At 39.1% G+C, this 14,595-nt stretch carries 17 protein-coding genes; 16 read left to right on the top strand and 1 reads right to left on the bottom strand.

What is annotated here, in order from left to right:
* Positions 1 to 112: 112 nt before the first annotated feature.
* A complete protein-coding gene (locus HMPREF0873_RS02520) occupies positions 113 to 382 on the bottom strand; it encodes a DUF896 domain-containing protein (RefSeq protein ID WP_008714132.1) in 270 nt (89 codons plus the stop codon).
* A gap of 123 nt (positions 383 to 505) precedes the next feature.
* On the opposite strand from HMPREF0873_RS02520, the gene nth reads away from it, so the two are divergent.
* The 16 genes from nth to tpiA all read left to right on the top strand — a co-directional run bounded on the left by nth (position 506) and on the right by tpiA (position 14,587).
* Positions 506 to 1,141, top strand: a complete 636-nt coding sequence (gene nth / locus HMPREF0873_RS02515; RefSeq protein WP_008714129.1) for an endonuclease III — start codon at positions 506 to 508, stop codon at positions 1,139 to 1,141.
* Between the two features lies 1 nt (position 1,142).
* A complete protein-coding gene (locus tag HMPREF0873_RS02510) occupies positions 1,143 to 2,588 on the top strand; it encodes a hypothetical protein (RefSeq protein WP_004696189.1) in 1,446 nt (481 codons plus the stop codon).
* A gap of 104 nt (positions 2,589 to 2,692) precedes the next feature.
* A complete protein-coding gene (locus HMPREF0873_RS02505) occupies positions 2,693 to 2,962 on the top strand; it encodes a YdbC family protein (RefSeq protein WP_004696187.1) in 270 nt (89 codons plus the stop codon).
* Positions 2,963 to 3,041: 79 nt separating this feature from the next.
* Positions 3,042 to 3,239: a 50S ribosomal protein L31 gene (rpmE, locus tag HMPREF0873_RS02500; RefSeq protein ID WP_004696185.1), complete on the top strand. Its 198-nt coding sequence runs from the start codon at positions 3,042 to 3,044 to the stop codon at positions 3,237 to 3,239.
* A gap of 57 nt (positions 3,240 to 3,296) precedes the next feature.
* Complete coding sequence (locus HMPREF0873_RS02495; RefSeq protein WP_008601206.1) at positions 3,297 to 4,202, top strand: DUF1385 domain-containing protein; 906 nt, start codon at positions 3,297 to 3,299, stop codon at positions 4,200 to 4,202.
* Positions 4,203 to 4,204: 2 nt separating this feature from the next.
* Positions 4,205 to 5,287 carry a peptide chain release factor 1 gene (gene prfA / locus HMPREF0873_RS02490; RefSeq protein ID WP_004696177.1) on the top strand — a complete coding sequence of 361 codons (1,083 nt, stop codon included), beginning with the start codon at positions 4,205 to 4,207 and terminating at the stop codon, positions 5,285 to 5,287.
* A complete protein-coding gene (gene prmC / locus HMPREF0873_RS02485) occupies positions 5,280 to 6,149 on the top strand; it encodes a peptide chain release factor N(5)-glutamine methyltransferase (RefSeq protein WP_008714125.1) in 870 nt (289 codons plus the stop codon). The genes prfA and prmC overlap by 8 nt, the downstream gene beginning before the upstream one ends.
* A 1-nt stretch (position 6,150) precedes the next feature.
* Positions 6,151 to 7,182, top strand: coding sequence for an L-threonylcarbamoyladenylate synthase (locus tag HMPREF0873_RS02480; protein WP_038125418.1), 1,032 nt, complete (start codon positions 6,151 to 6,153; stop codon positions 7,180 to 7,182).
* Positions 7,183 to 7,294: 112 nt separating this feature from the next.
* A complete protein-coding gene (locus HMPREF0873_RS02475) occupies positions 7,295 to 7,741 on the top strand; it encodes a low molecular weight protein arginine phosphatase (RefSeq protein WP_038125416.1) in 447 nt (148 codons plus the stop codon).
* A gap of 11 nt (positions 7,742 to 7,752) precedes the next feature.
* Positions 7,753 to 8,190: a ribose 5-phosphate isomerase B gene (gene rpiB, locus HMPREF0873_RS02470; protein ID WP_004696955.1), complete on the top strand. Its 438-nt coding sequence runs from the start codon at positions 7,753 to 7,755 to the stop codon at positions 8,188 to 8,190.
* 46 nt (positions 8,191 to 8,236) lie between these two features.
* Positions 8,237 to 9,469, top strand: a complete 1,233-nt coding sequence (glyA, locus tag HMPREF0873_RS02465; RefSeq protein ID WP_004697326.1) for a serine hydroxymethyltransferase — start codon at positions 8,237 to 8,239, stop codon at positions 9,467 to 9,469.
* Positions 9,470 to 9,653: 184 nt separating this feature from the next.
* A complete protein-coding gene (gene upp, locus HMPREF0873_RS02460) occupies positions 9,654 to 10,280 on the top strand; it encodes a uracil phosphoribosyltransferase (protein WP_008601199.1) in 627 nt (208 codons plus the stop codon).
* A gap of 239 nt (positions 10,281 to 10,519) precedes the next feature.
* Positions 10,520 to 11,545 carry a sugar-binding transcriptional regulator gene (locus HMPREF0873_RS02455; protein ID WP_008714121.1) on the top strand — a complete coding sequence of 342 codons (1,026 nt, stop codon included), beginning with the start codon at positions 10,520 to 10,522 and terminating at the stop codon, positions 11,543 to 11,545.
* A gap of 67 nt (positions 11,546 to 11,612) precedes the next feature.
* Entirely contained in the window at positions 11,613 to 12,623 is a 1,011-nt protein-coding gene (gene gap / locus HMPREF0873_RS02450) for a type I glyceraldehyde-3-phosphate dehydrogenase (protein WP_008714119.1), read from the top strand.
* Between the two features lie 13 nt (positions 12,624 to 12,636).
* Positions 12,637 to 13,815, top strand: coding sequence for a phosphoglycerate kinase (gene pgk / locus HMPREF0873_RS02445; protein WP_038125415.1), 1,179 nt, complete (start codon positions 12,637 to 12,639; stop codon positions 13,813 to 13,815).
* A 1-nt stretch (position 13,816) separates the two neighbouring features.
* Entirely contained in the window at positions 13,817 to 14,587 is a 771-nt protein-coding gene (gene tpiA, locus HMPREF0873_RS02440; protein WP_024061891.1) for a triose-phosphate isomerase, read from the top strand.
* Positions 14,588 to 14,595 lie beyond the last annotated feature (8 nt).

Raw genomic sequence — 14,595 nt, 5'->3', positions numbered from 1 at the left:
TTAAAAACCACTTGATACATGTATCAAGTGGTTTTTAATATGTAGATATAAATTTGATTGAATAAATATAAAAGGATATTAGTAATGTAATCAATTTTGTTTATTTGTTACATTAGTGAATATCCTTATGCTCTTTAATGTCTTGATCAACTTCTTTTGCCAAGTTTTCAAGCGCTCGTTTAGGAGCGGTTCTTTCACCTGTTTCTGGGTCTATAAATTCAACGCGGTCCAAGGTGCTTGTAATTTGACCACGAATGAAGCTTAAGTAGATTTCGTATAGTTCTTTTTTTTCTGCTAACTCTTCTGGCGTTAATTCTTGACCAGATTTTTTCTTTGCAGCTAGTTCATTTATTCGTTTTAAGGTATCGTTAATATTACTCATATGCGCCTCCTGTATTCTATATTAGAATAGTATGTTTTATTATAACATAGAACTTAATGAATACGTATGGTAAGATATAAGTTGTACGCGTCTGTACTTTCACAGGTGAGAAAGGAGAACTGTATGCGTGTAACAAAAGCGATAAAGGCAGCGCAGTTGAAATTGTTACAAGAGCATTATTTTGATGCAAAACCTGCCCTTGAGTATACAAATGAATTTGAATTATTAGTTGCTGTAGTTTTGTCAGCACAATGTACGGATGAACGAGTTAATATTGTTACTAAACGATTATTTCCTGAACTTAATCATCCTGCAAAGATGCTTGAAATTGGAGTTGCTAAGTTAGAGACTCTTATTAAAGATTGTGGCCTTTATAAGTCCAAGGCAAAAAACTTAATTGCTACTTGTCAAATTTTAGTTGACCGATATCATGGAGAGGTGCCTCGTGAGTTTGATCAACTCGTTGAATTGCCTGGTGTGGGGCGTAAAACAGCAAATGTTGTGGTATCCGTTTTATTTGGTACACCAGCCATTGCGGTAGATACACATGTATTTCGCGTGTCTAACCGATTAAAATTAGGTATTGCTAAGACGCCAGAAGAGATGGAACAAAAGTTACAAAAGGCAATTCCAAAAAAGGACTGGGCTGCCGCACACCACTGGTTAATCTATCATGGCCGTAGATTGTGTAAGGCTCGTAAGCCTTTGTGTAATGAATGTTTTTTAAATCATCTATGTCCTTCAGCCGGAAAGGTTTAATATGAAAGTAAATAACGAAGAATTTATTGCCCTTTGTGCTAATCATGGTATTGAGGGAATTGATATTGTAAATGAGTTAATGCGTTTTAAAGTGCTAGATCAATTGATTTCTAGTAATGCTAGCTCCCGTGAGTGGGGTGTAACGGCAGATGATTTATATGCGTTAGCAGAAAAATCCACAGTAGAATCCTTTGGTCCTGTACCATATGATTTGAATACATTCCAAGCTCTTTATGGACCATCCTTTAGAGTGGAATTGTTTGATTTTATTAGTGACACAGGTATTTTAGAAGGTCTAGATGTAGGCACTATTTGGGAAATTCCTGTTCGTGAAAGTATCGAAGCTCATAGTAAAACGGGAGAATTGGTTCTGTATGCTTATGTAGAAGAATATGCAGGCATGGTTGAAGAGATTCTTCAATCTTATGAAGATAAAAAAGTCGTTCTGTATACGGCATCTCCCGTGTGTTATAGCATTTTGACACGTTTATATCCGATGGCTCAAATCATTAATCAATGGCCTCATCGTAGCTATTTTGACCATATCTTTACAGGCACAGTTGGTATGTTCCAATCCTCTGAAGATATTGTAGAAGAGGTCGCTAACGGATTACATAACTTGGTTCCAGAAGGGACTGCTCAATTATTCTTACCTGCTACAATGGCACAAAATCAATTGGGCTTAAATAATATGGCGTTGCAATTTTTCTTGAACCAAAAACGAGTAGAAGTTATACGGGAATGGACTCCATTAGGGGCTTATGAAATCGTATATGGTAAATACGATGTAAAAAAAATGCGTGTTGGTCTTCGTGAACGTGTAGGGGATGAGTGGAAAACAATTAATTATATTCCATTACCTCATGGCGTATTTGCGCAATTGCCAGTATTTACGGTATTAAATTATGGCTTGTCCTTGCGTTCTATTTTGTTGCCCGGCAGTCAAACGGACGTAGCCTTAGGTCAAGATGGTATTTATTGCATTGATAGCCGTGTATCTGAATTAGGTCGCACTGCTCTTATTGAAAGTGGAGCTTATTTTCTTACTTTTAAACGTCATACTGATCATATTGATGTAGATATTACGACAGAAGCGCCTGTAGATGATATGTACTGGATGTTCCCAGATGCTGAATTAGCATATATGTGGTATGCCTATTTCTGCAGCACTACGGGTCAAACATTGATTCAAGAAATCTCCATGCTCGTTCAAACAGATGAATCCTTTGGCTATATGCTTAGTAGCGTACGTCGTCGCGTATTAGATGTAAAGGATGAGACCCAATTAATTGAATCTGTACAGGCTGCTGACGAGGCATATATTAAGGCTGTTACGGAGGCTACAACGAGTTGGAAAGAGACCGTAGATTCATTAGGTGCACAAGTTATGCCACCTACAGCTTCTATTGATATTGAAGATTATAGTGACTATAAAAAAGAATTGTAAATCATATAATTTTGGTTTAAAATATATTGTATCCTAAAAAATATAAACTACTAAATATAGTAGATACGAAACATAGCATATGAATATGTAAGAAAGGAGGATCTATGGCAGTTATTAATTTTGAAATCTTCAAGGTTATTGGTACTTTATCTGAAGATAAAGATGGTTGGAAAAAACAATTAACATGTACTAGTTGGGGAAAATACAATCCTAAGTTTGATCTTCGTGCTTGGGATAGTGAATATACAAGCATGAAAAAAGGTATTACCCTTTCTTTAGAGGAGCTTATTGCATTGCGTGACATCCTCAACGAAAGCGACTTGGAAGCTATTTTAGCTGAGGCTATTGAAGAAAAGCAAGCATCCAAGGAATAGTATTGGTTACTTGCATTTGTGCAGGTGTCATGCTATAATCTATAAGAATAATATTGATTGCTGGAAAGAGGTGTATAGAATGAAACAAGGTATTCATCCAGACTATAAAGAAGCTACAGTAACTTGCGGTTGTGGCAACACATTCAAAACTGGCTCTGTAAAAGAAGACCTTCGTGTAGACGTTTGCTCCAAATGCCATCCGTTCTTCACTGGTCAACAACGTGCGGCTCAAGCTCGTGGTCGTATTGAACAATTTAACAAACGTTACGGCAAATAATTTGTATTGTAATGTAACATGTATTGGCAGGGCTGTTGGCTCTGCCTATATTTGTTTATGAGAGGAGATCTTGTGAACAGAGAACGTATAAAAAAGTTTGTCGGAGGACAGGCTGTGATCGAAGGTGTCATGATGAGAGGCCCTGGCTATACGGCAACTGCCGTACGTGAGCCTGCGGGAACTATTGTAGTTCAAAAAGAGGCTACAAAGTCCATTGCTGACACATATCCAATATTGAAAAAACCATTTCTTCGTGGCTGTGTAGCTCTCTATGAATCTCTAGTGATAGGCATGAAGGCTTTATCCTTCTCTGCTAAGGCTGCTGGCGATGAAGAGGAAGAAATGTCTAATAGTGAAATCGCCATTACCATGGTCATTTCTACACTGTTTGCGATAGCTGTGTTTTTGGCATTGCCTACATTTATCGTAAAATTCATTCCTGGTGTACAGGATAATCATATAGTATTAAATCTCATTGAAGGTGTCATTCGTTTAGTACTTTTCTTACTTTATATTTGGGGGATTGGTCTTACGAAGGATATTCAACGAGTTTTCCAATATCATGGGGCAGAGCATAAAACGATTCATACTTATGAATTAGATTTGCCTTTAACTGTAGAAAACGTTCGCCAACAAAGTCGCTTGCATGCGCGATGTGGTACAAATTTCTTACTTATTGTTATGGTAGTTAGTATCTTTGTATTTGCTTTCTTGGGTTGGCCCAATTTGTTGGAACGTATCGTGAGCCGCGTACTCCTTATGCCTGTAGTAGCTGGTATTGCGTACGAGGTAATTCGTCTTGCTGGACGTAGCGATCATTCTTTTGTGAAAGCTCTTATTAAACCAGGTCTTGCGTTACAATATATGACAACGCGTGAACCAGAAGATGATCAAATTGAAGTTGCTATACGAGCTTTAGAAGAGGTCCGTCCGCCTGAGAGTGACGCATATGAAGAGGAATAAACATGTTAGTTGATAAATTACAAGTTATTGAAGATAAATTTATGGATCTTGAGCAGCGTATTAGTGACCCAGAGGTCATTGCTCGCCAAGATGAATGGCGTAAATTGACCCGTCAACATGCTCAATTATCTGAAACCGTTGAAACGTTCCGTACCTACAAAAAAGTTTTATCTGGTATTGATGAAGCTATGGAAGTTATTGAAGATAAATCCATGGACGAAGAATTCCGAGAAATGGCTCAAGAGGAATTGAAAGACTTAAAACCTCAAAAAGAGGAATTGGAAGAAAAGTTGCAAGTTCTATTATTGCCTAAGGATCCTAATGATGATAAAAATATTATCATCGAAATTCGCGGGGGCGCTGGCGGTGATGAAGCTGCATTATTTGCAGGCGACTTGTTCCGCATGTACACAAAATATGCGGAAAGCCAAGGCTGGCGTTGTGAGATTATCGATGCTAATGAACCAGAGCTTGGTGGCTTTAAAGAGGTTATTTTCTCTGTGGATGGTGAAAATGTATACTCTAAGATGAAATTTGAATCTGGTGTACATCGTGTACAACGTGTACCGGCTACAGAAACACAAGGCCGTGTACATACATCTACCGTTACAGTAGCCGTATTGCCAGAGATGGAAGATGTTGATATTGAAGTTAATGAAAAAGATTTAAAAATTGATACATATCGTGCGAGTGGTGCCGGTGGTCAGCATATCAATAAAACTGAGTCTGCTGTTCGTATTACACACTTACCATCTGGTATCGTTGTAGCGTGTCAAGATCAACGATCTCAATTACAAAACCGTGAAAAAGCTATGCGTGTATTGCGTGCTAAGTTACAGGATCAAGCTGAACAAGAGGCCATTTCTAGTATGGCTGCAGATCGTAAGAGTCAAGTCGGCACAGGTGATCGCAGTGAACGTATTCGCACCTATAATTACCCACAAGGACGCGTCACAGATCATCGTATTAATTTAACATTATATAAATTAGATGCTATTTTAAATGGCGATCTTGATGAAATTATTCAAGCCTTAAATGCTGCAGATCAAGCGGCAAAAATGCAGGAGGCCAATACAAATGCATAAGGAGATTTGGACAATCGGTCGTATTCTCCAGTGGACAGAGCAGTACTTTCAAAGCAAGGAGATGGATACACCTCGACTTGATGGGGAAGTACTGCTTTCTCATGTTTTAGGTAAAGATCGGATTTATCTATATACCCATTATGACCAACCGCTTATTCAAGATGAACTCGATGCCTTTAGACCTCTCGTTCAACAACGAGCTAAGGGACATTGTGTAGCGGCTATCATTGGGGAAAAGGACTTTATGGGGTTGACCTTTAAGGTGAATGATAAGGTATTGATTCCACGACCTGATACGGAAACCTTGATTGAGCATGTACTAGGTACTTATCCAAAAGATAGTAATGTGCGTATTCTTGATGTATGCACAGGCCCTGGTACGATATTGTTAAGTTTACTACACTATTTGCCGAATGCGTGTGGTGTAGGTCTTGAAATATCTACCGATGCTTTGTTAGTGGCTGAGGAGAACGGTGAAAGATTCAACTTAAATGATCGTGTTCAATTTTTAGAGTCCGATATGTTTTCTGCCTTGGCTGGTAACGCTGAAAAGTTTGACCTCATCGTATCGAATCCACCATATATTCGTACGGGAGATGCTAAATTATTGTCTCAAGACGTGTTAAATGAGCCGCATATTGCCTTGTTTGGTGGTGAAGATGGTTTAGAATTCTATCGTATTTTAGCTAAAGAATGTAGAAATTATTTAAACGCTAATGGCCGTGTGGTGTTTGAAGTAGGCTTTGACCAAGCAGAAGAGGTAGGTGCTTTATTGCAAGAAACAGGTCAATATTCGAATATTCAATTTATAGCTGACCTCGGTGGTCATAACCGCGTAGTGACAGCTGTATATGAGGGCTAATATGGATACTAAAATCATTACAAATCCATCAGAACAAGATATAGATACTTTAGCCCGTGCTTTGCGCAATGGTGAATTGGTATCTATACCAACCGAAACTGTATACGGTTTAGGTGCTAATGGTCTAGATCCAGAGGCGATGGATAAAATCTATGCTGCCAAAGGACGGCCTTCTGATAATCCACTTATTTTGCATGTTCCTAATAGTGAAAGCATAAAACCTTTAGTAACAGAAATTTCTGCTACGGCGCAAGCCTTAATGGATGCATTCTGGCCAGGGCCTTTGACGATTACATTGCCTAAATCTGATTTGGTGCCAGATCGTGCTACAGGTGGCTTACCTCGTGTGGCGTTGCGTTGCCCTGATCATAAGGTATGCCGCGCATTATTAGAACGTGCCGGTGTACCTGTAGCGGCTCCTAGTGCCAATATATCTGGACGTCCAAGTCCTACAACAGCACAAGATGTTTACCATGATATGAAGGGCCGTATTTCCTATATTTTAGATGCTGGTCCATGTACGATTGGTGTAGAGTCAACTGTAGTAGAAGTCCATGATGATAAGGTCATTATATTGAGACCTGGTGGAATTACAAAAGCTCAACTTGAAGGTGTTGTGTCTACAGTTGAGTATGATACTGCTCTAGTTAATGCTACCACTAAGCCAAAGGCTCCCGGGATGAAATATACGCATTATGCACCTGATGCACCTATGACAGTTGTTGTAGGTAATCCAGAGGACATAGCATCTATGTTTAAGGCGCTTTCAGAAGGCATAGAAGGTCCCATAGGGTGTTTGGTAAGTCATGAAACGTATAACTTGATTAAAGAGGATGGACGATTTATGTGCCATTGTTTTGGCCATCATGGAGATGCGTTAGCATTGGGGCACGACTTTTATAAAAGTCTATTACATTTTAATGAAAATCATGTTACGCTAATCCTAGCAGAAGGTGTTGATGATGATGGTTTCGGTGTTGCCATTATGAATCGAATGGAAAAAGCATCGAGTCATCATATCATTTATAAGTAAATTTACTAGCATAAAGATGTCCACTGATAATAGAAAAATGTCTTTACATATTGGATAAATTTGCTATAATGTATAAAGTAATCACAAAACGTGATTAAGTAAGGATGTTATTATGAATATTTTATTTGTGTGTACCGGTAATACATGCCGTAGTCCTATGGCTGAAGGTATTACACGGGCCCTTGCAGCGGAGCAACATAAGGACGTTACAACTGTATCAGCTGGTTTATTTGCTGCCTATGGAGCAAAACCAACTGAACAAGCTGTTGTGGCGGTTCAATCCATTGCAGATATTTCTGATCATGAATCGAGACCATTGACAATGGAACTTGTGAATGCTGCAGATCTAATTATTGGTATGACAAAGGATCACAAATCTGTCCTACTTCGCCAATTCCCCTTTGAGGAAGGTAAAATTAAAACAATTTCCGAGTGGGGTGGTCTAGATGGTGATGTTACGGACCCATATGGATCTGACCAAACCGTATATAATCAATGTGCGGAACAAATTTATCACTTAGTAGAGGCTGGTCTTACATCAGTGCCTCAGAAGGCGTAGGAGATGAAATTATGAAAGTTGCAATCGGTTGTGATCATGGCGGATTAAATCTGAAGGAATCTGTTAAAGAAGTATTGAGTGCATTGGGACATGAAGTAGAGGATTTTGGTTGTTATTCAGCTGAGTCTTGCGACTATCCTGATATTGCAGTACCTGTAGCAAATGCAGTTGTATCTGGTCAAGCTGATCGCGGTATTTTGATTTGTGGTACTGGTATCGGTATTGGTATTGCAGCAAATAAGATAGCGGGTATTCGCGCTGCTCTTTGTCATGATACATTTTCCGCTCACGCATGTCGTGAACATAATGATGCGAATATCCTTACTATGGGTGAACGCGTTATTGGACCAGGCCTTGCAAACGATATTGTAACCATTTTTATGGAAACAGAATTTGAAGGTGGACGTCACGCACGCCGTGTAGAGAAAATAAAAGCATTAGAGAAATAATACATCATTACTTTATAGATAGTTGTTCTATATGAGGAGGATACTCATGAGTTTCTTAGAAAAACAAGACCCTAATATTCAAGCTGTTATCAACCAAGAGTTAGCACGCCAACGCGATAAATTAGAAATGATTGCTTCCGAAAACTTTGTTTCTCAAGCTGTAATGGAAGCTCAAGGTAGCGTATTGACTAACAAATATGCAGAAGGGTATCCTGGCAAACGCTATTATGGCGGTTGTGAAAATGTTGATGTTATTGAAACATTGGCTATCGAACGTGCAAAACGCCTGTTCGGTGCAGAACATGCTAATGTACAACCTCACTCTGGTTCTCAAGCAAACTTTGGCGTGTATTTCGCATTATTACAACCAGGTGATACTATTGTGGGTATGAACTTGTCCCACGGCGGTCATTTGACTCATGGTTCTCCAGTTAACGTATCTGGTACATATTTCAATGTAGTACCTTATGGTGTAGATGCTGAAACACAACAAATCGACTACGATGAGTTCCGTAAAATTGTATTAGAAGCAAAACCTAAGTTGATTATCGCTGGTGGTAGTGCTTATAGTCGTCAAATCGACTTTAAGAAAATGGCTGAAGTGGCACACGAAGTAGATGCTATTTTCATGGTAGATATGGCTCACTTTGCTGGACTTGTAGCAGCTGGTTTACATCCAAACCCTGTGGAATATGCAGATATCGTTACTACAACAACTCATAAAACATTGCGTGGCCCTCGTGGTGGTATGATTCTTTGCAAAGAAAAGTATGCTAAAGCAATCGATAAAGCCATCTTCCCTGGCATCCAAGGTGGTCCTTTGATGCATGTTATCGCTGCTAAAGCTGTAGCATTTGGTGAAGCTTTACAACCTGAGTTCAAAGTATATGCACAACAAGTTATCGATAATGCAAAAGCGTTGGCTGCAGCATTACAAGAAAAGGGCTTAACAATTGTTTCTGGCGGTACAGATACTCATGTTATGCTTGTAGATGTTCGTAATACTGGTTTAACTGGTAAAGAAGCTGAACACTTACTCGATGAAGTAGGTATTACATGTAATAAAAATACAATTCCATTTGATCCAGCCAGCCCATTTGTAACAAGTGGTATTCGCCTTGGTACGCCAGCTCTTACAACACGTGGTTTGCAAGTGAAAGATATGGAAGAAATTGCCGATATTATTGCAGTGGTTCTTAAAAATCCTGAGGATAAATCGGTCCATGAAGAAGCTAGTAAACGTGTTGCTGCACTTTGTGAAGCGTATCCATTGTACTAATCGATTGTATTAATATTAAATATATATTTATAGTCCTATAAGTTTATAGGTAGTGTAAAAGGGGTGTGCCATTGGCACATCCCTTTCAATATTTTTATGGCATGATTTTCTAATCTGTGATAGAGTAAATATGATAGTTAATCGCTAGAATGGGATATGTATATTGTTTTATAGGAGGACAGTCATGAAAGTTAATGTTATGACACATCCATTGATTCAACACAAAGTTACATTGATGCGTGACGTACAAACCGGCTCTAAAGATTTCAGAGAACTACTTGATGAAATTACTATGTTGATGGGGTATGAAATTACACGCAACTTACCACTTGAGGATGTGGAGGTAGAAACACCACTAACTAAAATGACTGGCAAACGAATTGCAGGTAAAAAATTGGGTATTATTCCAATTCTTCGCGCCGGTCTAGGTATGGTAAATGGTATGCTTAGTTTAATTCCAACTGCAAAAGTTGGTCATATTGGTTTGTACCGTGATCCTGAAACTTTGAAACCAGTAGAATACTACTGTAAACTACCATCTGACGTAGGGGAACGCGACTTCATCGTAACTGATCCAATGCTTGCTACTGGTGGTAGTGCCGCCGCAGCGATTACATTGCTAAAAGAAAAAGGTGCTAAACATATTAAATTAATGTGCTTAGTGGCTGCTCCTGAAGGGGTAGAAGCAGTAAATAAAGAACATCCTGATGTTCCTATTTATGTAGCGGCCCTCGACGAAAAACTTAATGATCATGGTTACATCTTACCTGGCTTAGGGGATGCTGGTGACCGTATCTTCGGTACAAAATAAAATACAATAAAACGACATATTAGAATATAATAAGGGGACATGACGACATATTATTAGATTTGAAATAATAACAAATTATCTAAGGCGTATGTCGTTTTCTCTTATTTAGGGTTGAATAAAAATTACATAAGGTATACAATACAAGTGTAAAAGTATTTTTTTATTTTAGGTGGGACGGATTTTGTTCACATGGGACGAAAAACGATTCATGTAATCCCAACGGGTAAAGGAGGGACCCGATGAACGAATTTCTAATGATATGTGAACGTATTGTTCCTGAAATTGTTAGCGTATTGAAGGAGCGATACAAAATACTAAACCACCTTGTTTATGAAGAGCCTATAGGCCGTAGAACATTAGCTACAGCAACGGATCTTCCAGAGCGAACCGTACGAAGTCATATTGAGTTAATGCGTGCTAATGGTCTTGTAGACATTTATAAACCAGGGATTTTTCTCACTGATGAGGGACATGCAATTGTTCCGAAGTTACGAAATTTTTTAAATGAGCTAGATCGTATTAACGAGCTAGAACATCGATTGACTGAAGCACTTCATATCGATAGAGTTGTTATTACACCTACAGAAGGAACCTTGATGGTTAAAAAGTTAGGCTTTACAGCGGCAAAGTTATTGCAAGACCTATTGAAACCTAATGCAGTAGTAGCCATCAGTGGCGGTAGCACCATGGCAGCAATAGCTGAAGAAATGCCTATCTTACCTTTCAATCCTACTGTGGTACCAGCCCGTGGTGGCGTTGGTGAAGTAGTGGAATACCAAGCTAATGTAATTGCTTCGGTGCTTGCTGAACGACTAAGTGGTTCCTATAAGATGCTCCATTTACCTGATGGACTTTCACAAGACTCATTACATATGCTCATGACTTGTGAACCACAAATTAAAGAAATTGGAGACCTCATTAGTAGGACTGACGTACTATTATTTGGTATTGGTACTGCAATGCGCATGGCGGATCAGCGCCATATTGCCGATGATGTGCGTAAGCAGTTGGTAGATAATCATGCGGTAGGTGAAGCACTTGGCCAATATTGTGACATTGAGGGTAAGTTAATTTATTCTACTAATAATATTGGTTTATCACTTCCCGATGTAGTAAAGGTTCCCAATGTTATTGCTGTAGCTGGCGGACAAGAAAAAGCGAGCGCTATTATAGGTGTGATGCGAGCTTGCCAGAAAGGTATACTTATTATTGATGAGCAAGCAGCCGAAGGTATGCGTCAATTGTTACAAATTTCTGCCTTATAGGCGAATTAGTAGTTATAAATTTTAGTTTGAATTTGGTTAGAATTTTTGTTATTAGGAGGATCTAACAATGGCAGTAAAAGTTGGTATTAACGGTTTTGGTCGTATCGGTAAATGTGTAGTTCGCGCAGCGATTAATAATCCTGATGTGGATGTAGTGGCAATTAATGCAACTGGTGATAATGAAGGTACTGCATTATTGTTAAAATACGATTCCGTACACGGTACAATTCCTAATGAAGTAACATTTGATGAAGAAAATATCTACGTTGATGGTAAAAAAATCCGTGTATTCCATGACCGCGACGCTTCTAAATTACCTTGGTCTGAAGAAGGCGTAGAAATTGTTATGGAATGTACTGGTAAATACCGTGATGCAGAGGAAGCAAAGGTTCATTTGAATCAACCTACTGTAAAAAAAGTATTAATCTCTGCACCTGGTAAAAACGAAGACTTAACTATGGTTATGGGCGTTAACCAAGATATGTATGATCCTGCAAAACATCACATTATCTCTAATGCATCTTGTACAACAAATTGCTTGGCTCCATTTGCTAAAGTATTATATGATGAATTCGGTATCAAACGCGGTATGATGACTACAATTCATTCCTACACAAATGACCAAAAAATTCTTGATGCACGTCATAAAGATCCTCGCCGTGCTCGTGCTGCAGCAATGTCCATCATTCCTACAACAACTGGGGCAGCGAAAGCTGTTGCTAAAGTATTGCCTCAATTAAAAGGTAAATTAGATGGTTTTGCATTGCGCGTTCCTACTCCAGACGTATCTGCTACAGATCTTGTTTGCGAACTTGAAAAACCGGCTACTAAAGAAGAAATCAACGAAGCATTTCGCAAAGCAGCAGCTGGTGAATTAAAAGGTATTCTTGGTGTATCTGATGTACCATTGGTATCCTGTGATTTCAGCTCTGATTCTCGTAGCTCCATTGTTGATGCTGATTTGACAATGGTTATGGATGGCAACATGGTAAAAGTTGTTTCTTGGTATGACAACGAATGGGGTTACTCCGAACGTCTTATTGACATGGCCGCATTTGTAGCAAGCAAAGGCTTATAATCAGGAGGCTTTGATGAAACAAACAATTGAAGGTTTACAAGTAGCTAATAAAACAGTATTTGTTCGTGTTGATTTTAATGTTCCTATGAAAGACGGTGTCATCACTGATGACACTCGTATTCGTAGTGCATTACCTACTATCAATTACTTAATCGAAAAAGGGGCAAAGGTTATCCTTGCTTCTCACTTTGGTCGTCCTAAGGGAGAACGCAAACCAGAAATGTCTTTGGCACCATGTGCTAAGCATTTATCTGACCTTATCAACAAGCCTGTAGCATTCGTAGATGACTGTATTGGTCCTAAAGTTGAAGAAGCTGTAAAAGCATTACAATCTGGTGATGTATTGATGCTTGAAAATTTGCGTTACCACAATGAAGAAACTAAAAATGACCCTGAGTTTGCTAAGCAATTGGCATCTCTTGCAGATGTTGCTATCAATGATGCGTTTGGTGTATCTCACCGTAATGCGGCATCTGTAGTCGGTATTGCTGATTATATCCCTATGGCAGCAGGTTTCTTGCTCAAAAAAGAAATTGACGCATTAAGTGCAGCTATAGTACATCCAAAAACACCTATGGCAGCTATTATTGGTGGCGCGAAAGTTACAGATAAAATCTCCGTTATTTCTAACTTATTGCCTAAAGTTGATGTAATGATCATCGGCGGTGGTATGGCTAATGCGTTCATTAAAGCGCAAGGTTGCAATATTGGTAGCTCCTTATTTGAAGAAGGTCAAGAAGTTATCGCTACAGACCTTGTTATGGAAGCTCGTGTAGCAGGTGCTAAATTACTAACACCTATTGATGCTGTAGTAGCAGATGCTTTCAGCAACGATGCTAATACTAAAATCGTTGATGTTGATCAAATCGAAGATGGCTGGATGATATTAGATATTGGGCCTAAAACCCGCGAACTTTATGTAGAAGCATTGGCGCCAATGAAGACTATTATTTGGAATGGTCCTATGGGCGTATTTGAAATGGAAAACTTTGCAGCTGGTACAAATGCAGTAGCGAAAGCTGTAGCTGAATCTGATGCGATGACTATCGTTGGTGGTGGCGACTCTGTAGCAGCCATTGAAAAAAGTGGTTTAGCAGATAAAATTAGCCACATCTCCACAGGTGGCGGTGCATCTTTAGAATTCTTAGAAGGCAAAATCCTACCGGGTATTGCTGCATTGTCCGAGGCATAATATGAGAAAACCCATTATTGCAGGGAATTGGAAAATGAATGGCACCATTGCATCTGGATCAATTCTGATCGAAGCGTTTAACAGCGTGTTACAAGATATGGAATTGTCCTGTGATGTAGTTGTATGTCCGCCTTTTACAGCTATCGAACGTGCTGTAGTATTGACGAAAAATACAGCTATTGAAGTAGGTGCACAAACTATGGATTATCATGATGCTGGTGCGTTTACTGGTGAGATTTCACCACTTATGCTTACAGAAGTAGGCGTTAATTATGTAATCATCGGTCACTCTGAGCGCCGTGAATATTATGGCGAAACAGATGAGACCGTTAATGCAAAAATTAAAAGTGCATTTCATCATAATTTGAATCCTATTGTCTGTGTTGGTGAAAGTTTAGAACATCGTGAAACGGGTCATACACTTGATTGGATTACGTCTCAACTAAAAGGGGCTTTGGCTGATATTCCGAAAGAACAAGTCAGTCAATTAATCATTGCGTACGAACCAATTTGGGCTATCGGTACGGGCAAGACAGCAACGGCTGATCAAGCTGAAGAGGTATGCAAAGAAATCCGCAATTACATTCGATCTTTATATGATAATGAAACTGCCGATGCAGTACGCATCCAGTATGGTGGTAGCGTTAAATCAGAAAATGCACTAGAAATCCTTGGAGAGCCTAATATTGACGGTGCTCTCGTAGGTGGTGCATCACTTGTGGTCGATGAATTTATTGATATTATTAAAGCTGCAAACCAAGTAAGCGCTTAATATGAGGT

The sequence above is a fragment of the Veillonella sp. 3_1_44 genome (assembly GCF_000163715.1).
GTDB lineage: Bacteria > Bacillota > Negativicutes > Veillonellales > Veillonellaceae > Veillonella > Veillonella parvula_A.
This window is presented reverse-complemented; position numbering and strand designations above follow the sequence as displayed.